The sequence below is a fragment of the Streptomyces sp. NPDC039480 genome (assembly GCF_055597165.1).
Window position 1 is genome coordinate 539495 of sequence record NZ_JBVITX010000001.1, and the last position, 18825, is coordinate 558319.

Annotated in this window: 14 protein-coding genes and 1 pseudogene; 10 read left to right on the forward strand and 5 right to left on the reverse strand. The window is 71.1% G+C overall.

From position 1 onward, the window contains the following. The first annotated feature begins 432 nt into the window (after positions 1 to 432). The 4 genes from ACZ56E_RS02130 to ACZ56E_RS02145 all read left to right on the forward strand — a co-directional run bounded on the left by ACZ56E_RS02130 (position 433) and on the right by ACZ56E_RS02145 (position 3660). Positions 433 to 1179 (forward strand): SDR family oxidoreductase, encoded by a 747-nt coding sequence (locus ACZ56E_RS02130; protein ID WP_471209922.1) that lies wholly within the window; start codon positions 433 to 435, stop codon positions 1177 to 1179. 148 nt (positions 1180 to 1327) lie between these two features. Beyond that, a complete protein-coding gene (locus tag ACZ56E_RS02135) occupies positions 1328 to 2311 on the forward strand; it encodes an NAD-dependent epimerase/dehydratase family protein (RefSeq protein WP_471209925.1) in 984 nt (327 codons plus the stop codon). Next, on the forward strand, positions 2295 to 3314 hold the full coding sequence (locus ACZ56E_RS02140; RefSeq protein ID WP_471209928.1) for a glycosyltransferase family 9 protein: 1020 nt from the start codon (positions 2295 to 2297) through the stop codon (positions 3312 to 3314). The genes ACZ56E_RS02135 and ACZ56E_RS02140 overlap by 17 nt, the downstream gene beginning before the upstream one ends. A gap of 76 nt (positions 3315 to 3390) precedes the next feature. After that, positions 3391 to 3660, forward strand: a complete 270-nt coding sequence (locus tag ACZ56E_RS02145) for a DUF6480 family protein (RefSeq protein WP_471209931.1) — start codon at positions 3391 to 3393, stop codon at positions 3658 to 3660. A gap of 51 nt (positions 3661 to 3711) precedes the next feature. Here ACZ56E_RS02145 and ACZ56E_RS02150 read toward each other — a convergent pair whose 3' ends face one another. Beyond that, complete coding sequence (locus tag ACZ56E_RS02150) at positions 3712 to 6249, reverse strand: ATP-dependent Clp protease ATP-binding subunit (RefSeq protein WP_471209934.1); 2538 nt, start codon at positions 6247 to 6249, stop codon at positions 3712 to 3714. 207 nt (positions 6250 to 6456) lie between these two features. Between ACZ56E_RS02150 and ACZ56E_RS02155 the strand changes: the two are divergent. Further along, positions 6457 to 7483, forward strand: a pseudogene (locus tag ACZ56E_RS02155) (DNA topoisomerase IB). Between the two features lie 116 nt (positions 7484 to 7599). Here ACZ56E_RS02155 and ACZ56E_RS02160 read toward each other — a convergent pair. From ACZ56E_RS02160 to ACZ56E_RS02170, 3 genes are all read right to left on the reverse strand, one after another. Continuing rightward, on the reverse strand, positions 7600 to 8082 hold the full coding sequence (locus tag ACZ56E_RS02160) for an SPW repeat protein (protein ID WP_471211484.1): 483 nt from the start codon (positions 8080 to 8082) through the stop codon (positions 7600 to 7602). Between the two features lie 195 nt (positions 8083 to 8277). Next, on the reverse strand, positions 8278 to 9417 hold the full coding sequence (locus ACZ56E_RS02165; RefSeq protein ID WP_471209937.1) for a baeRF2 domain-containing protein: 1140 nt from the start codon (positions 9415 to 9417) through the stop codon (positions 8278 to 8280). A gap of 319 nt (positions 9418 to 9736) precedes the next feature. Beyond that, positions 9737 to 10582, reverse strand: coding sequence for a VOC family protein (locus tag ACZ56E_RS02170; RefSeq protein WP_471209938.1), 846 nt, complete (start codon positions 10580 to 10582; stop codon positions 9737 to 9739). 284 nt (positions 10583 to 10866) lie between these two features. Here ACZ56E_RS02170 and ACZ56E_RS02175 point away from each other — a divergent pair, with 284 nt between their 5' ends. The 3 genes from ACZ56E_RS02175 (at position 10867) to htpG (ending at position 15958) form a co-directional block, all read left to right on the forward strand. Further along, positions 10867 to 12552, forward strand: a complete 1686-nt coding sequence (locus ACZ56E_RS02175; protein WP_471209941.1) for an amidase family protein — start codon at positions 10867 to 10869, stop codon at positions 12550 to 12552. A gap of 210 nt (positions 12553 to 12762) precedes the next feature. Beyond that, entirely contained in the window at positions 12763 to 13938 is a 1176-nt protein-coding gene (locus tag ACZ56E_RS02180) for a spore photoproduct lyase family protein (RefSeq protein WP_471209944.1), read from the forward strand. Positions 13939 to 14074: 136 nt separating this feature from the next. Further along, positions 14075 to 15958: a molecular chaperone HtpG gene (gene htpG / locus ACZ56E_RS02185; RefSeq protein ID WP_471209946.1), complete on the forward strand. Its 1884-nt coding sequence runs from the start codon at positions 14075 to 14077 to the stop codon at positions 15956 to 15958. An 85-nt stretch (positions 15959 to 16043) separates the two neighbouring features. Here the strand turns inward: htpG and ACZ56E_RS02190 are convergent, their stop codons facing one another. Beyond that, positions 16044 to 16649, reverse strand: coding sequence for a dihydrofolate reductase family protein (locus ACZ56E_RS02190; protein WP_471209949.1), 606 nt, complete (start codon positions 16647 to 16649; stop codon positions 16044 to 16046). A gap of 373 nt (positions 16650 to 17022) precedes the next feature. Between ACZ56E_RS02190 and ACZ56E_RS02195 the strand changes: the two genes are divergently transcribed. Then, complete coding sequence (locus ACZ56E_RS02195) at positions 17023 to 17721, forward strand: hypothetical protein (protein ID WP_471209952.1); 699 nt, start codon at positions 17023 to 17025, stop codon at positions 17719 to 17721. Further along, a complete protein-coding gene (locus ACZ56E_RS02200; protein WP_471209955.1) occupies positions 17718 to 18818 on the forward strand; it encodes a hypothetical protein in 1101 nt (366 codons plus the stop codon). The genes ACZ56E_RS02195 and ACZ56E_RS02200 overlap by 4 nt, the downstream gene beginning before the upstream one ends. The last annotated feature ends 7 nt before the right edge of the window (positions 18819 to 18825 follow it).

An 18825-nucleotide genomic window follows, 5' to 3' on the forward strand; every position in this document is an offset into this window, starting at 1 on the left:
TCTCGGCGGGAGCTCGGAACACCGGCAGCACTGCGCGGTCACTCCACCGGATCTGTCGGGGGGCGCCGCGCTGCGGGAGGGGCGTCGGCGGGGTGCGCGAGGTGGCGCGTGGACGCTCCGGAAGTACGGCGATGACCATGGTGGCAGACCGGTTCGCCGCGCTCTGGGACGGCTCTGCCGAACCCGATGCCGAACGGCCCCAACCCCGTAGCCCCGCAAGGGATTTGGCGCTTCTGGTGTGCTTGCTCACACGGTCTTCCGGCGCCCCAGCGACCCCGCCTCCGGGCCCTCCGCGCGTGACAGGCGCCACAGCCGCGCGCCGCCCGCCCGGCATCCGCCCCGAGGTGCCGGACTCTCCTGCGGCCGTCACAGTGAGAAGCGGGGCGGTCGCTGAGCGCACCGCCGTCAACGCGAACGACGGAAGGCACAGGCATGGGCGGCGCACCGCAGGTCGACCTCCACGGCAAGCAGGCTCTCGTGACCGGTTCGGCCAGGGGCCTCGGCGCCTCGATCGCCAGGAGGCTGGCGGCGGCGGGCGCGACGGTCCTGGTCGCCGACGTCCGCAAGGAAATGGCCGTCGAGCTGTGCGACGAGCTCACCGCCGATGGCCTCGACGCCCGGTTCCTGGAGATGGACGTGCGGGACGCCCCGGGAGTCGCCGCCGCCTTCCGTGACCTGGACGAGGCGGGCCGGCCCCTCGACATCCTGGTGAACAACGCCGCCGTGGACGTCTCCAAGCCGATCGAGCACCTGACGGCCGACGAGGTCACACGGGTCGTCGAGACCAACCTGCTCGGGCCGATGTACCTGTGCCTGGAGACGTACCGGCGCATGATCGCCCACGGCGGCGGCCACATCGTGAACATCCTGTCCACCGCCGCGAACCGGACCTGGACCGAGGCGGGGCCCTACGCGGCGGGCAAGTCGGGTCTGCGCGCGTTCACCCACACGCTGTTCAAGGAGGCCCAGCGCGACTGCGTGGGGATCGGCGTCACCGGGATCATCGCGGGCGGCATGGAGACCCCGTTCATCATGGAGCGCTTCCCGGACGCCGACGTGACCATGCTGCAGAGCCCGGACATCGTCGCCGACACGGTCCTGTACGCCCTGTCGGTCCCGGCGGGCAGCGTGGTGGGCGAACTGGTCGTCGTACCGCGCAGGGAACCGTCCTGGCCCTGAGGGGCCCGCTCGCGGCCGCGGGGGAGTGACGGACGTCCGTGTCCGAAAGCCGCCCGGGTGGGTACCTGAGTCGCTGCCCGCCCCGAAAGCCGCCCCGGTGGGCACCCGAGGCGCTGCCCGCCCCGGAAGCGGAAGGAAGGTTCAGCCCATGACGCCGACGATGTTCTCCATGGCGCCGCAGCCACCGCCTCCGTGGGAGAGGGCCATGGTCACCGCGGGAGCCGGCTTCCTCGGCTCGCACGTGTGCGAACGGCTGCTCGACGCGGGCGTGGCGGTCGACTGCGTGGACGACGTGCCGAGCGGATCGCCCGGGAACGTGGAGCACCTCGCGGATCGGCCCGGTTTCCGGACCGTCCGGCTCGACCTCGCGCGGCCGGGCTGCGCCGACGCCCTCCCCGGCCCGTATGACCTGGTGGTGCACTTCGCGTGTCCCGCGTCGGCGGCGGCCGCGCGCCCCCTGGAGACGCTGGACGCCGGCAGCCTCGGCGCCCGCAACGCCCTGGCCGTCGCCGAGCGCGACGGGGCACGGTTCCTCCTGGCGTCCACCTGCCCCGTCCATGGCGACCCGTCCGGTTCCGCCGACGAGACCCAGCGCTTCTCGGAGGCGCTGACCACCGCGTACGTCAGCGCCAGGGAGGCGGACGCGGGCATCGTGCGCGTCTTCCCCGCGTACGGCCCGCGCATGGACCTGGCCGAAGGCCGGCTGATTCCCTCCCTGATCCGGCAAGCGCTGAGCGGGGGACCGGTGACCGTGCCCGGGGACGGCGGCGGTACGCCCTCGCTGTGCTACGTCGACGACACGGTCGACGGTGTGCTCCTGGTCGCCGCGAGCCGCTCCGTGCGGCCCGTCGACATCGGCGGCGACCCCGGGCCGACCCTGGCGGAGATCGCCCGTCGGGTGCTGGACCTGACCGGCTCCGACGCACACCTGGAGTTCACCGGGCCGCTCGCCGACACCCCCGAACCACCGGAGCTCCCCGCGCCCGCCACCGGCTTCGCCCACGAACTCTTCGGCTGGACGCCCAAGGTCTCCCTGGACGACGGTCTCAAGCGCACCATCTCGCACTTCCAGAACGGCGGACAAGGCGTGCCGAGTGCCGAGGGAGGCGCACGCCATGCGTGCTCCTGGTGACGACCCGCGGGGGAACGTGGCGAAGGCGCTCGTCGTCTGCCTGGACGGCATGAGCGGTGTCCTCCTGGCAGGGCCCGCCGTCCGCGCCGTCGCGACCAGGGCCGACCACGTGGCGATGCTCTGCGGGCCGCGCGGCGCGCCCGCCGCCGGACTGCTGCCCCACGTCGACGACATCCTCGTCTGGGAGGCGCCCTGGGAGGGGGACCGGCCGCCCTCGGTGGACGAGGCGGACGTCGAGGGCCTCCTGACGCGCATGAGGGACGCGGCGTACGACGTCGCCCTCGTCGTCACGTCCTTCGAGCAGAGCCCGCTGCCCATCGCGCTGTTGCTGCGCATGGCCCAGGTCCCGCGTATCGGGGCCGACAGCGCCGACCACGCGGGCAGCCTCATCGACGTACACCACCGGCGGCTGCCCGGCCGGCACGACGCCGAAGCGGCGCTCGACACGGCCGCGGCCCTCGGCTTCTCACCCCGGGCCGGCGACGACGGCCGGCTCCGCGTGCTCCCGGCGCCCGACACGACGGGCCTCACCGGCAACGGCCCGTACGTCGTCCTGCACCCCGGCACCGCGGCACCCGCCCGCGCCTGGGACGCCGGACGCGCGGCCGAGACGGTCGCCCTGCTCGCCGACGCGGGCCACCGCGTCGTCGTGACCGGCGGGCCGGAGGAGTCCGCCCTGACCCGGCGGGTCAGCGGCGACACGGCCGTCGACCTCGGCGGCCGCACGGACCTGCGGACCCTGGCCGGCGTCCTGCGCGCGGCCGACGTCGTGATCGCGGGCGACACCGGCCCGGCCCACCTCGCCGCCGCGACCGGCACCCCGGTCGTCTCCGTCGGCCCCCAGGACGTGCCCGCGGAACGGCGGAGCCCCTACGGCGTGCCCGGCGTGCTCCTCGGGGACCAGGACGATCCGGGCGCGGACACCGGCCGCCCGGGCACGACCGCGGCACCGCCGGACGACGTGGTGCGCGCGGTGCGGAAACTTCTGAAGCAGAGCATGTGACGGAACCTCCCCGAACGGCCCCACGCGATCGTCACCGACAAGGTGGACCCGGGAAAGTCATGGGAACTTGGATCACATGAGTCCTTCCCACAAACCGGACCCGGGTTCCGACCCCCGAGAGCCGGAGCCGGACCCCGACCCGCGGAACGCCCCAGGACTGGAACCCGGCGGCAGCGTGCCGCCGGGGGAGACCCCGCCCGCCGAGAGCAGCATGTCGGGTGCGGGGCCCGAGGAGACGCACAACCCTCCCAAGGGCTGGGGGAAGGGGCCGCTGGCCCTGATCATCGGCCTGGGGCTGCTGATCGCCGCGTTCTTCCTCGTCTACGCGATCGTGCTGCTGCTGTGACGCGGAAAAGGGCGGGCGGCAAGGCATGGGCATGGGCGGGCGGCAGGGCCGTCACTCCGCCCCCGTACCCGCCGTGACCCGCATGGTCAGTGCGTCGTCCGCGACCTCCACCAGGACCCGGCCGCCCGCGGTGAGCTTGCCGTCAAGGAGCAGCCTGGAGAGCCGGTTGTCCACCTCGCGCTGGATCGTGCGGCGCAGCGGACGCGCACCGTACTCCGGCTGGTGACCCCGCCGCGCGAGCCAGTCCACCGCCTCGGTGGTGAACTCGATGGCGACGTCCTGCGCGTGCAGCCTGCGCCGGGTCTCCTCGAGCAGCAGATCCGTGACCTGCCGCAGCTGCTCGCCCGACAGCCGCCGGAAGATGACGATCTCGTCGACGCGGTTGAGGAACTCGGGCCTGAAGTGCTCGCGCAACGGCCGCAGCACCTGCTCGCGCCGCGCCTCCTCGTCGGCCTCCGACCCGTCGGCCCGGAAGCCGAGGGTCGCGCCGCGCCCCGTGAGCGCCTCGGAGCCGAGATTGCTCGTCATCACGATGACGGTGTTGGTGAAGTTCACCGTCCGGCCCTGAGCGTCCGTCAGCCGACCGTCGTCCAGTACCTGGAGCAGGGTGTTGAAGACGTCGGGGTGGGCCTTCTCCACCTCGTCGAGCAGCAGCAGCGAGTACGGATGACGGCGTACGGCCTCGGTGAGCTGTCCCGCCTCCTCGTGGCCCACGTAACCGGGCGGCGCCCCGACGAGCCTGCTGACGGTGTGCCGCTCCTGGAACTCGCTCATGTCGAGGCGGACCATCCGCTCCTCACTGCCGAACAGCGCCTCGGCCAGCGCCCGCGCCAACTCCGTCTTGCCGACGCCCGTGGGGCCGAGGAAGAGGAAACTCCCGATGGGCCGGTCGGGGCTCGACAGGCCGGAGCGTGAGCGCAGGACCGCCTCCGCCACGGCGCTGACCGCCTCCTCCTGTCCGACGACCCGCTCGTGCAGGTGCTCCTCGAGGCCCAGCAGCCGGTCCCGCTCCTCCTGCGTGAGCGTGCTGACCGGGATGCCCGTCTGCCGGGACACCACCTCGGCGATGTCCTCGGACGTCACCTCGACGATCTGCCCGTCACCCGGCTCGCGGTCCCGGCCCGCCCCGATCTTCCTTACCAGATCGTTGATGCGGTCCCGCAGCTCGGTGGCCCGCTCGTACTGCTCCGCCGCCACCGCCTGGTCCTTGTCCCTGGCCAGCTGCTCCGCCTCGCGTTCCAGCGCCCGTACGTCCGTGCCCTTCGTGCTGGCCCGCAGCCGCACCCGGGCCCCCGCCTGGTCCATCAGGTCGATCGCCTTGTCCGGCAGGAAACGCTCGGTCAGATAGCGGTCGGACAGCTCCACGGCGGCGAGCAGCGCCTCGTCGGAGTAGCGCACCTGATGGTGGGCCTCGTAGCGGTCGCGCAGGCCGCGCAGGATCTCCACCGCGTCCGCCGCCGTCGGCTCCGCCACCAGGATCGGCTGGAAGCGGCGGGCGAGCGCCGCGTCCTTCTCGATGTACCGCCGGTACTCCTCCAGAGTGGTCGCCCCGATGACGTGCAGTTCGCCCCTGGCAAGCGCGGGCTTGAGCATGTTGCCCGCGTCCATCGACCCGCCCTCGGAACCGCCGCCGCCGGCCCCCACCACGGTGTGCAGCTCGTCGATGAAGACGATCAGCTCGTCCGAGTGGGCGCGGACCTCCTCGATGATGCCGTTCAGCCGCTCCTCGAAGTCACCGCGGTACCGGGTGCCCGCCACCACTCCCGCCAGGTCCAGCGCGATGACGCGCCGCTCCGCGAGGGTGTCCGGCACGTCGCCGTCGGCGATCCGCTGGGCCAGGCCCTCCACGACGGCGGTCTTGCCGACGCCCGCGTCACCGATGAGCACCGGGTTGTTCTTGCCGCGCCGGGAGAGCACCTCGATGGTCTGCTCGATCTCCTCCTCACGGCCGATCACCGGGTCCACGCCGCCCTCCGCGGCCCGCGCGGTCAGATCCCGTCCGAACCGGTCGAGCGTGGGCGTGCCGGTGGCCGTGGCGGCGCCACCGCTCTGCCGCTGCTCGGCGGGGCCAGGACGGCCCTGCTGCGGCTGCGGGGCGGGGCCGGGGTCGAAGCGCGCCGCGTTGAGGATGTGGCCCGCCGCCGAGTCCGGGTTGGCGGCCAGCGCCATGACGATGTGCTCGGGCCCGATGTACCCGGCGCCGACCGCCCGGGCCACCTCGTGCGCGTCGAGCAGCGCCCGCTTGACGGCCGGGGTGAGCGCCACCGCCTGGGTGGGCACGGCACCCTCGGTCTCCGCGGAGTGCCGGTCGATCTCCTCGGCGATCTGCTCGGGATCGGCCCCGGAACGCGCGACAAGACCGCGGGTCGGCTCGATGGTCAGCGCCGCCCGCAGCAGATGCTCCGTGTCGAGATTGCTCTTGCCGTGCTCCGCCGCGTACGCGGCCGCCGCGGCCACCAGCTCCCGCGCGGGACCGCTCATCAGCCTGCCGATGTCGATCTGCCGTCGCCCGCTGCCGAGGAACCGCGCGAAGAGCTCCCCGAAGGGGTCCTGCCCGAATCCCTCGGGCCCGATGAAACCGCTGCTCATAGCCGTCCGTTCCGGTGTCCCGGCCCGCCGGGACAGCCTCGTGCCTGATCGTGTCGTGCCCGCTTCGGGTTCCCAGTCGTCACCCTCGTCACTCCTGGCGTCCCGCTCCCCGATCGTCGCCCGTGGCGGCCCGGCGTGCCCGCGGCACGCTCCGCCGAACGGGCTGCTCCGAAGCCTGCCGCCACGCTTTGGGGGCACTCCTGGGACATGGGTGAGAAGCGGCGACTGAGAACGAGCCACATCGACGGGCCCGGGATCACCCGCGTCCGCTCGGGACGCGGGTTCCGCTATACGGATGCCTCGGGCCGCCCCGTCACCGACCCCGCGGAGAAGGAGCGCCTGCGGCGGCTCGTCATCCCGCCGGCCTGGCGGGACGTCTGGATCTGCCCGTGGCCCAACGGACACCTCCAGGCCGTGGGCACCGACGCCGCCGGCAGACGCCAGTACCTGTACCACCCGCGGTTCCGTGAGCGGCAGGAGGCGGCGAAACACGAACACGTCCTGGAGGTCGCCGCCGCACTCCCCGACGTGCGCGCGCACGTGACGGCGGACCTCGCGGGCCGCGGCCTCAGCCGTGAACGCGTCCTCGCCTGCGCCGCCCGCCTCCTCGACCTCGGCTTCTTCCGCATCGGCAACGAGTCCTACCGCCGGGACAACGGCACCTACGGCCTGACGACCCTGCTGAAGGAGCACGTCTCCTGCCGGAGCGGCGAGGTCTGCGTCACGTATCCGGCGAAGTACTCCAAGACGCAGACGCGCGCGCTCGTCGACCCGCCCGCCTGCAAGGTCCTGCGCGCCCTGCTGCGCCGCGACACGGCGGGCCCGCGGCTGTTCGCCTACTGGCAGGGCGGCGCCTGGCACGAGCTGCACGCCGCCGAACTCAACGACTACCTGCGGGACCGCGCGGGCACCGACATCACCGCGAAGGACTTCCGCGTCTGGCACGCCACCGTCCTTGCGGCGGTCGCCCCTCGCGGTGTCGGTGCAGGTCGCCGACGAGTCACGGACGGCGCGCAAACGCGCCGTCACGCGGGCGGTCCGCGAGGTCAGCGAGTACCTCGGCAACACCCCTGCCGTCTGCCGTGCCTCGTACATCAACCCGCGCGTCGTCGAGCTCTTCGAAGAGGGCCGCACGATCGCCGACGCCCTGGACCGCCTCGGCGACGGCGCCACGTTCGGCCGCCCGGCGACCCAAGGGGCCATCGAGGAGGCGGTACTGCGGCTGCTCACGTGAGGCTGCTGTCCGCGAGAGCACGACCGCGCCCCGCGGCAGGTGTGCCGCGGGGCGCGATCGTGGAGGGGGCGACCGGCCGGCGGTGGAGGACCGGCCGGTCGGTCATGGCCGGCCGGTCAGTCGTGACCGGCGCGGCTCATGCCCCTCCTGCCTTTCCCGCTGTTCCTTCCGTGTGACGCATCGGACTTCTCGCCCGCCCGGGCGGCCGCGCCGGCGGCCAGGGCGAGGAGGGTGGCCACGGCACCGGTGATGACGTTGCTCACCACGGTCCTCGTGGTGGTGGCGTCACCCGCGATGACCCATGGCGCGACGATCGTCCAGACGCCCAGCGCGCACGCGGCCCACGCCATGCCGTGGGTGCGCTCGTAGGCCCGGCCGAAGCCGCCGCTCATCAGGAGCGCGTACGCGATGCCGACGATCAGGTTGACGATCGACAGCCGCGTGAACTGGTTGAAGCCCGCGATCCAGGGAGAGGCGGCCAGGTAGAGACCGGTGAGGAAGGCCAGTGCGTCGATGGCCTGCACCTTGGGTGTGCTTGCCGCGCGCTCGGCGTTCTCGTGACGGGCGCGCATGTCGACGATGTCGGGGTGAGTGTCCATGGAGGACGGCGCCCCGGCCATGGGGGCGTGGGCTCCGGACATCGACGACGGGGCTCCGGACGGCATTCCGGACGGGGACCTGGGGGACGTTGTCACTGCGTCCACCTCCAACTAGGTGGTTCTTTGGTGCGGACGGTGCCGCGTGTACCGATGGGCCACGTGTAACCGGTGGGGTCAGGCGGCCGGACTCGGCTGTCAGGCCGTACTCGGTTCGTACGTCCAGCGCAGCAGGGCGCCGAGTCCTCCTGCCGGGATGTCGTCGCTCACCTCCTCGAACGGGATGATCAGCACGTCGGCGGACGTGGCCGCCGCCGAACGCAGCAGCGCGTCGTCGGCGCGTACGGAGACGGGGGAGCCGTCGCCGAGCGCCTCGGCGTCGGTCCGCCGTACCGCCACCTGGTCCGGGTCGGCGCCCGCCCACATCTCGCGGTGCAGATCGGGCCCGTCCGGCCGGACCAGGAGCGTGTCGATGCGGTGCTCGCGCGCGGCGTCCACCACGGCGGGCACGCCCTCCACGGCGTCGGTGGGCCGGTCGGTGCCGACGCGGCCCGCACGGAAGCGGTCGAGCGCGTCGTCGACGCGCCGGTGCAGATGCTCCTGGCAGGCGTTCTCGATGGCTTCTTCCAGTGCCGCGGAGCCGGAACCGGCGGCGCGGCCGCCGTGCTCCGTCTCGACCGTCACGGCACGCACGGCCTCCGGCAGCTTGTCGCGCACGGCCGGCCGCTCGCGGGGGTCGCCGACCAGCACCACGAGGTCGGCGCCGGACTCCTCGTAGGCCTCGGTCAGCGCCTCTGCGATCTCCGCGGCGTTGCGCTCCCAGGTGTTCTCCACCTTGAGCTGGAAGTGCCGTTCGGACCAGTCGGCGGTGGCGGTGCGGTGCACCGGCCACTGCTGCCCCTCCACGTGCCCGGAGTCCTGCGGTCCTGCCGCGGCCCGCAGTTCGAAGTCGGCGCCGGTGCGGTCGATGTAGGCGACGAGGCTCACGGGGTCCTGGCCGCACAGCTCCAGCAGGGGCGTGAGCCGCGGCAGCGGGGCCCAGCAGGCGAACTCGCCCTGGGGCCGCCGGGACAGCCGGTGGCTGAGCACGATCTCGCCGCCGGTGGCGAAGACGACGCGTCCCGCCGGATCGTCGGCGGGTGAGAGCGCCGTCAGGTTGTCGCGGACCGCCGTGACGGTGGCCTCGTCCGCACCCTCCTTTTCCAGGGTCCGGCATACCTCCCGTACGGACAGTTCACGGCGCTTGGCGCCCGACTCGTCCGCCTGACCGGGGTCGAAGTACACCGTCGCCCAGGGGCCGGGCCGGTCCAGGAGTGGTTGCAGAAAAGAAAGACGCATGGTGACTCGCTCCTTGTGGGCCGCGTTCCGCGACCGGCCCACGTTCGGGTTCGTCTGTTCAGTCGGTGGGCTCGTTTCCCGAGCGTCGCGCACACCGGGTGCCGTACTTCTTGCTGCCGGGTTCAGGCATGGCGATCACCTCCTGGCTCTGCGGGTCCCCTGGCGCAAAAGGGAGCAAACTTCCCACTTGCCAAGAGAAGCGAGACGGGCCCTGGGGGAGGGGCGGGCCGCAAGGTGGGGCTTGTCGCCGCCGCAGGCGGCGGAACCGTGCGTTCTTGTCCACCAGAATACGCGCGGAACCCGTGCGCCGCTTCAGGACTCATTTCCCTTGGGCCACGGGCCCTGACGGGCCACGCGGCACTGCCCGCCGGGTCACGGTGAGGATGCCGCCCTCGGGGTCGCAGAGGGTGATGGCGGGGCCCTCCCCGGCGTCGTCGCGGCGCACCACGGACCCGCCGTGGCGGACCGCCGTACGCACCGTGGCCTCGGGATCGTCGACCGTGAAGTGGACTTCCCAGCGGGGCAGGTCGACCGGGTCGCGGGCCGCCTCGACGGCGCCGGAGCGGAGCCGGGCGAGCACCGTGCCCTCCTGGCTCAGGACGACTTCGTCGTTCTCGTAGTCGACGTCGCAGCAACCGGGCCGCCCGCAGGCCCAGTCGAGGACCTGGCCGTAGAAGATGGCCGCCTCGAAGGCGTCCGGTGAGCGCAGCCGCAGCCAGACGGGCGCTTGCGCGCGCCAGGCGTGCCAGTCGGAGACGAGCCGGCCCTCCCAGATGCCGAAGACGGCCCCGTCCCGGTCGGCCGCGAGTGCTCCGCGGCCCACCGGGAAGCGGAGCGGTCCCACGGCGACGGTGGCGCAGCGCTCACGGATGCGCGCGGCCGTCTCGTCGGCGTCCTCGACCGCGAAGTAGGGCGTCCACGCGACGGGAACCCGCAGCGCGGAGGCGAGGGAGCCGATGCCCGCGACGGGTTTGCCCTCGTGCACGGCGACGCGGAAGTCCTCGCCGAGCGGGGCGGGGCGGAACGTCCAGCCGAAGACCGCGCCGTAGAAGGACTCGGCGGCCGTCAGGTCGTGCGTCAGGAGGGTCGCCCAGCAGGGTGCCCCGACGACCTCGCTGCTCGTCGTCGCGCGTGCGGTGGGGGTGGCTGATCTGTGATGGGTCATCGCACTCAACATCCAGGTGGGGAGGGGTGCGGCAGCGGACCGGTCTGCCCGGGGAGCCGCTCTCGTGCGTTCTTGTCGTGCCGGGCCGCTGAGCCGGTGCATATGCCCGGATTCCCGGCGTTTGTCATGCTACTCGGCATGGCTGGTGGCGATGGGGGTGGGCCTGGGCCGGGTGGGGAGGGCTGGCCGGTGTGCGGAGAGGTCTTGCCGGTACGTGGGGGAGGTCTCGCCGCCGTGCCTCGCACCCTTGCGCCGGATGCTGCCCGTGTAGTCGGCTGGGCCGCATGGGGAAGAGAAGTGTTGCCGCAATGACCGCCGCCCTTGTCGCGGGGTCCCTTCTGACCGGCGTACCGCATGCGGGCGCGCAAGCAGCCGAGCCCGGCACCGACCGTTCGTCACCGTCACCCGGGTCGCCTTCCGGGCTCGGGTTCGACCTCGACACCGTGACCATCCCGGAGTTACAGACGCGCATGGCACGCGGCTCGCTGACCTCGTCGGCGCTGACCCGGGCCTATCTGCGGCGGATCGACAAGGTCGACCCCAAGATCCACGCGGTGCTGCGCACCAGCCCGACGGCCCTGCGCCAGGCGGCCGCCAGCGATGCCAGGCACCGGCGGGGCGAGCCCCTCGGGCCGCTGGACGGCATCCCCGTCCTCCTCAAGGACAACGTGAACACCCGTGACATGCCGACGACGGCCGGGTCGCTCGCCCTCGCCGGGAGCCCGCCGAGGACGGACGCGGTCCTGGTGACCCGGTTGCGCAAGGCGGGCGCGGTGATCCTCGGCAAGGCCAACCTCTCCGAGTGGGCCAACTTCCGAGCGGCGAAGCCGACCTCGGGGTGGTCGGCGGTGGGCGGGCAGACGAACAACCCGTACGTCCTCGACCGGAACCCGTGCGGTTCCTCGTCGGGTTCCGCCGCCGCACTCGCCGCGTCGTTGTCCCAGGTGGCCATCGGCACCGAGACGGACGGCTCCATCGTGTGCCCGGCCGGGATGAACGGCGTCGTCGGCCACAAGCCCAGCCTCGGCCTGGTCAGCCAGTCGGGCGTGGTGCCGATCTCCGCCGAGCAGGACACGGCAGGGCCGATGGCGCGGAACGTGATCGACACCGCGCTCACCTTCTCCGTACTGAGCGGCGGCAAGGGCCCGCGCGCGGATGGCGACCGCCCGGCCGGCCCGCACGGCGAGCGGATCGGTCCGCACGGCGAGCGGACGGGACTGGACGACAAGCGGCTGGGTCTGGACGACAAGCGGAACGGCCTGCGCGGCAAGCGCATCGGCCTGTGGCGTCTGCCGTCGCTCGGCCCCGACGTGGACGCGGTGATGACCCGTACGGCGAAGAAGCTGCGCGAGGCCGGTGCCGAGGTCGTCGAGGTGACACCGCCCTACCAGGCGCGGCTCGCCGAACTCGAATTCCCGGCCCTGCTCAGCGAGTTCCACCGGGACATCGACGCCTACCTCGGCACGCGCGAAGGCCCCCGGAACCTCGCCGAGCTGATCGAGTTCAACCGCTCCCACCCCGCGGAGCAGACCTGCTTCGCAGGCCAGGAACTGTTCGAGCAGGCCCTCGTCGCACCGCCCACCACCGACCCCGGGTACCGGGCGATGCGGGCCGAATTGAAGGACCTCTCCCGGCGTTCCCTCGACGAGACAATGGCCACCCACCGCCTGGACGCCATCGCCGCACCCACGAACCCGCCCGCCTGGACGACCGACTGCGCGCGCGGCGACAACGACGTCATCCCGTCCTCGACCCCCGCGGCCGTCGCCGGATACCCGTCCCTCTCGGTGCCCGCGGGCTCGGTCGGCGAACTGCCGGTGGGCGTGCTCCTGATGGCCGGCGACCGCCAGGACACCAAGCTGCTGTCCCTGGGGGCCGCGGTGGAGCACCGCCTGAACGCCTGGCGGGCACCGCGCTACCTGCCGACGGTGGAGGCCGGCGCGCCGCCCGGCGTACAGCCCCGCCACTAGGGCGCCCGGCGTGTGGGCGGCACGGCCGCGTCGGCGTGCGCTTTGATCTGAGCGTCAGCCTTTGCGGATACTGGCGGGGCCCTGCGAACACCGGCAGGGCCCCGCGAACACCGGTAGGGCCTCGCGAACACCGGCAGGGCCCTCCGGACACGTGCCGGGCCCTGCGTACACCGGTCGGCCGTGCAGCGCCCGCGCGGAGAGGAACACTCCATGGATCAGCCGGTGTCAGGCCCCGCCCCGGGAGAGCCCGAGCAGCCGGCGCTGTTCGCATGGCCGGACGAACCTCCGGCCCCGGCGGCGCACGGGACGTTCCGGGACAGCCCGCAGGCGCGCCGGCTGCTCGACGTGCGCGAGGTCTACGCGGAGCCGGCAGCCCTCGATTCGCCGCGCGGCCGGCAGATCATCGCCCGGTTGCCGGGGGTGCGGGTGACCGAGGTGGACAGCCACTGGCGCATCCCCTCTCTGCACGGGAACGACGGCAACGTCGCCCGGTGGGTCCGCGTCAAGACCGAGACGCTCGTCCTCGGAGTCAAGCAGCGGCTCGTGACCCGCCCCAACGGCAGATCGGCCGACTGGATCGCGCCGGGGCCCTCCAACGGCTGCGCGATGGCCTGCGCCTACTGCTACGTCCCTCGCCGCAAGGGTTACGCCAACCCCATCACCCTCTTCACCAACATCGAGGCGATCGTGGCGCACGTCCGGCGCCACGTGCGGGCCCAGGGCCCCAAGACGACGCCCAACCAGTGCGACCCGCAGGCGTGGGTCTACGACATCGGCGAGAACGGCGACTGCTCCGTCGACGCCCTGGTCAGCGACAACACCGCCGACCTCGTCGCCGCGTTCCGGGGCATGCCGACGGCGAAGGCCTCCTTCGCGACCAAGTTCGTCAATCCCGACCTGCTCGCACTCGACCCGCGGGGGCGGACCCGGGTGCGCTTCTCGGTCATGCCGGCCGACGACGCCCGGCTGCTGGACATCCGCACCAGCCCGGTCGCCGAGCGGATCGCCGCGGCCGCGGACTTCCTCGACGCCGGTTACGAGGTCCACTTCAACCTGTCGCCCGTCGTCCTGCGCCCGGGATGGGAGCGGGACTGGGCCGATCTGCTCACCCACCTCGACGACGTACTGCCCGCCCGGGTGAAGGAGCAGGCGGCGGCCGAGGTCATCATGCTGACCCACAACCAGGCGCTCCACGAGGTCAACCTGGGATGGCACCCCCGCGCCGAGGACGTGCTGTGGCAGCCGGACATCCAGGAGACCAAGCGTTCACAGAACGGCGCTCTGAACGTGCGCTACTCCCTGGACGTCAAACAGCGCTCCCTGACGCGCTTCCGAGAACTGCTGGCGACGCACACCCCATGGCTGCACGTCCGGTACGCCTTCTGATCCGTACACCTTCTGATCCGGTACGCCTTCTGAGTCGAGACGCCCTCTGCCGAGACCCGCGCACCACCACCGAAAATGGTGGCGGAAAATATGGGCGTCGCACAGACCGACCGTCCACCCGATCAGAAGGGAAGTCATGAGTACCGAGACGCTGGAGTTCCAGGCCGAGGCGCGGCAGTTGCTGGAGCTGATGGTCCACTCGATCTACTCGAACAAGGACATCTTCCTTCGCGAACTCATCTCCAACGCCTCTGATGCCCTGGACAAGCGGCGCCTGGCCGGCCTGCGGGACGACAGCCTCAAGACGGACGACCCGCACATCGAGATCGAGGCCGACAAGGAGGCCCGCACGCTGACCGTGCGGGACAACGGCATCGGCATGACGCGCGACGAGGTCGTGGGGCTGATCGGCACCATCGCCAAGTCCGGCACGGCAGAGACGCTGCGCCGACTCAAGGAGAACAGAGGGAAGCAGGGGAAGGACGGGCAGGACGGGAAGGCCGGGAACCAGGAGAAGGCGGAATCGGCCGAGTTGATCGGCCAGTTCGGCGTCGGCTTCTACTCCGTGTTCATGGTCGCCGACAAGGTCACCCTGCTCACCCGCAAGGCCGGTGAGCCGACCGGGGTGCGCTGGGAGTCGGACGGCGACGGCACGTACACGATCGAGACCGTCGAGGACGCCCCGGAAGGCACGTCGGTCCACGTGCACCTGCGGCCCGCCGACGAGGAGGACGCACTCTACGACTACACCGATGAAGGCAAGATCCGGGAGATCGTCAAGAGGTACTCGGACTTCATCTCCTTCCCCGTCCGGATGGGGGACTCCACCCTCAACTCGATGAAGGCGCTCTGGGCCCGCCCGCGCTCCGAGGTGAGCGACGAGGAGTACGGGGAGTTCTACCGGCACATCAGCCATGACTGGACGGACCCGCTCGACATCATCCAGATGCGGGCCGAGGGCACTTTCGAGTACGAGGCCCTCCTGTTCCTGCCGTCGCGGGCCCCGCACGACCTCTACCAGCGCGACGCCCGCCACGGCCTCCAGCTGTACGTCAAGCGCGTCTTCATCCTGGACGACAGCCGCGAGCTGCTCCCCGACCACCTGCGCTTCGTCAAGGGCGTCGTGGACGCCGCCGACCTGTCGCTGAACATCTCCCGCGAGATCCTCCAGCAGGACCGGCACATCCAGCTCATCCGCCGCCGCCTGGCGAAGAAGATCCTGGCGTCCATCAAGGACCTGATGAGCAAGGACGCCGAGAAGTACCGCACCTTCTGGCGCGAGTTCGGGCCCGCCGTGAAGGAGGGTCTCCTCGACCGGACGGAGGACCACAAGGCGATTCTGGACATCGCGTCCTTCGCCTCCACCGCAGGCGAGGAGCTCACCACACTGGCCGACTACCTCGACCGGATGCCGGAGGGCCAGGACAAGATCTACTTCATGACCGGCGACAGCCGCGCGCAGATCGAGAACTCCCCGCACATGGAGGCCTTCCGGGCCAAGGGGTACGAGGTTCTGCTGCTCACCGATCCGGTGGACGAGATCTGGGTCGAGGCGGTCCGAGAGTACGCGGGCACGGAGTTCCAGTCCATCGCCCGCGGCGCGGTGGACCTGCCCTCCGAGGAGGAGCCGTCTGAGGAGGAGGCCGGGGAGTACGCGGCCGTCCTCGCCTGGCTCAACGAAACGCTCGACGACGTCAAGGAGGTGCGCCTGACGACCCGGCTCACCAGCTCACCGGCGTGCCTGGTCAGCGACACGGACGGCCTCACGCCGGCCCTGGAGAAGATGTACAAGGCGATGGGCCAGGAGCTCCCGCCGGTCAAGCGCATCCTGGAGCTGAACCCGAAGCACCCGCTGGTCGGCGCGGTCAAGACGGCGCACGACAAGCGGCCCGACGACCCGGAGCTGAGCGGGACGGCCGAGCTGCTGTACGGCACGGCGCTGCTCGCCGAGGGCGGCGACCTGGCCGACCCGGCACGCTTCGCGGCCCTGCTGGCGGACCGCCTCAGCAAGACGATCTGAGCCAGGCGCTCGGCGTCTTTGTGACGACTGCCGCGCGTACGGATGTACGCGCGGCAGTCGTGCCGTAAACGCCCTACTTACGGCGTCACGCCGGGACGACGAGCGGTGGGTGCTCGAGCACGCGGGGCTTGTACTCGACCAGTTGGGTGCGGCCGTCGAAGGTGCGGTGTTCGATCATCTCGAGGGCGACGTCCGGATAGCCGTCGTAGATGCGTTCATCGCCCGTGGCCCCGGTGATCACCGGGAACATCACGACCCGGAAGCGGTCGACGAGTCCGGCTCGCAGCAGGGACCGGCACAGGCTGAGGCTACCGATCGTGCTGAGGAGCCCCGAGCCGCTCGACTTCATGGCGCGGACCGCCTCGACGGCGTCGTCGCGGACGAGTGTGGAGTTGGCCCACGTCAGCGGCTCCTCCAGGGAGGAGGAGAACACCACCTTGGACGCCCGCGTGAGCTCGTCGACGGACGCCTCTTCCTCGGGCCTGAACTCGTCCTGGCCGTCCGGGACCTCGCCCGCGGCGAACCCCGACATCAGACGGTAGGTCTTCGCTCCCATCAGGTAGGTGGCCTCGGGCTGTTCGCCGAGCCACGCGAGGTACTCCGGGCCCTCCAGACCCCAGAACCCGGGCCATCCCTCTCCCGATGCGTAGCCGTCGAGGGAGGTGATGAAGTCGACGAGAAGCTCCGACATGGCACTGTCCTTTCCTGAGGTGTCATGAGCTTTGACTGCCCGGAAGCCCCAAACTCATCGGCTGCACCGCGGCCCGGGGCCAAAGGCGCGCCCCCTGCTTCGTCGGCCATCCCACGTTGGCCTTTGCCATCGGTCTGCACGGCGGGGCCTACTTGCCGGGTCGATTCCTGCCGATGTGCTGCCCGGCAGGGGCCCGGCGCGGTGCGGGTGTGATCGCCTTCGCCTTCGCCTTCGCTGGCGATCCGGAGACGTCCCGGTTGCCGCTGGCCGAACGATTGCGATTGCGGGTTCGCGTCTGAGCAGGAGTAGTAGGTGGCAGGTCAGCACTGGTGTGCGTCTCAGTCGAAGCCCGACCCACCCTCATCGTCACCAAGTGGTCACAGATAGCGTTGCTTCGCTTGAGTTAACCTTCACCTCACCGGAGACAACAGTGACTCGCTCGACCCGGCTCGTCGCGGCCGCGCTCACCGCATCCGCGGCCCTGTTGCTGACCGCTTGTGGCAGCTCGAATGACAGCAAGGACAACGACAAGATCGCCGGCGCTGACACGGGCAGCGGGAAGTCTGCTTCGTCTTCGCCGTCCGCGTCGACGGACGGGGCCAAGCGGCCGGAGATCAAATTGCCCAAGACGTTCCAGGCGAACTTCGAAGGCTGGACGAACAGCGATCCGAAGCTGCAAGCCATCCTGGACGATGGGAAGAGCCGCCTACGAGCCGGATATGCCGCCATCCTGGCGGGCGATCCGCAGTTCAGCGCCATGAAGTTCTACACCACGGGAACGGCCCGCACATCCGGAGCCGAGTGGGTGAAGACGTACAAAGATCTCACCCTCAAGGGAAGCGTCCGCGTCTTCGATCCCCAAGTGCACGTGAGCAATGAAGGGTTCGGCGTCCTCTTCTACTGCGTTGACGAGGCCAAGGGCTACACCCGGAATCTCAAGACCGGCAAGGTCGCAGGTACGCCAGAAGGTGAGAACCCCAAGATCCAGTACCGCACGCGCCTGGACAAGAACGCCCAGGGTGTCTGGCAGACCTCAACCGTGGAGACCGACGAGGGAGGCTGCAGCCGATGACACTCCTGCGGCGTTCCGTCGAGGGGACCTTGGCTCTGCTCGCCGCAGGAGCCGCCTTGTTCCCCTCGCCGGCACTCGCCATCGGCGACGGCGGGAAGGAGTCACCGGCAGGCGGAGGGACACATGAGTCCGTGAAAGGGGATGCCTCGGGCAAGGACCTGATGGCATCGGTGTCCAACTCGAAGATCAAGCTCACGTACCCCGGCGGCCAGACCGCGAAGGCGTCGGTGGGCGAGCTGAAGTCCGTGGACCCCAACTGGGAGCCGCCGGCCTGCTGGTACGAGCCGGTGTTCTCTCCGAAGCAGCTCAAGGACGCGGTCGCGACCGGTGAGGGCGGGCTGGTGAACGCCCACGTGTGGTGGAGCAACGGCCTGTGGGTGGACCACTACGAGAAGGGCAAGGCGGACAACAACTTCGACCAGAACCTCCCCGGGGACACCACGGCCGACGGCTACAAGAAGTACAACCTCGGCAAGAAGGGCATGTTCTGGCGCAGCACGGTCCGCGAGGGCATGTACCAGGACTCCAAGGCGTGGGACTGCGGGCGGATCATGTTCTGGCAGGACGAGGGCACCATCCCCAAGGACAAGAACGCTCCCACTCCTGAGACTCTCGCCGCTTTCGCGTACGACAAGATCAGAGTTCCGGACACTGAGATCGAGCTGAAGCCTGAGGGCAAGTCGACGGTCAACCTGCCCACCTGGACGTGGCTGGACAAAGCCACCTTCAAGGACGTCAAGGTCCGCGCTGACCTGCCGGGCACCGGCCTGTATGCGGTGACCACAGCCAAGCCCGTCGCCCTCCATCTGGAGCCGGGCACCGACGAAGCGAAGACCTTCCCCTCTTCCGGCGACTGCCCGGTGAATGAGGATGGCTCCATTGGCGCCCCGTACAAGAAGGGCAATGCCGGGCAGGAGCCGCCGTGCGGGATCCAGTATCTCCGCGCCACGAGCGGTGAGCAGTACGAGCTGAAGGCGTCGATCACCTGGGAGATCTCCTGGGAGGGCACAGGCGGCGCGAAGGGCGATCTGCCGGACGGCACCTTCGAGACGACCCAGAACATGACGGTCCAGGAGATCCAGTCCATCAACCGCTGAGTCGGAG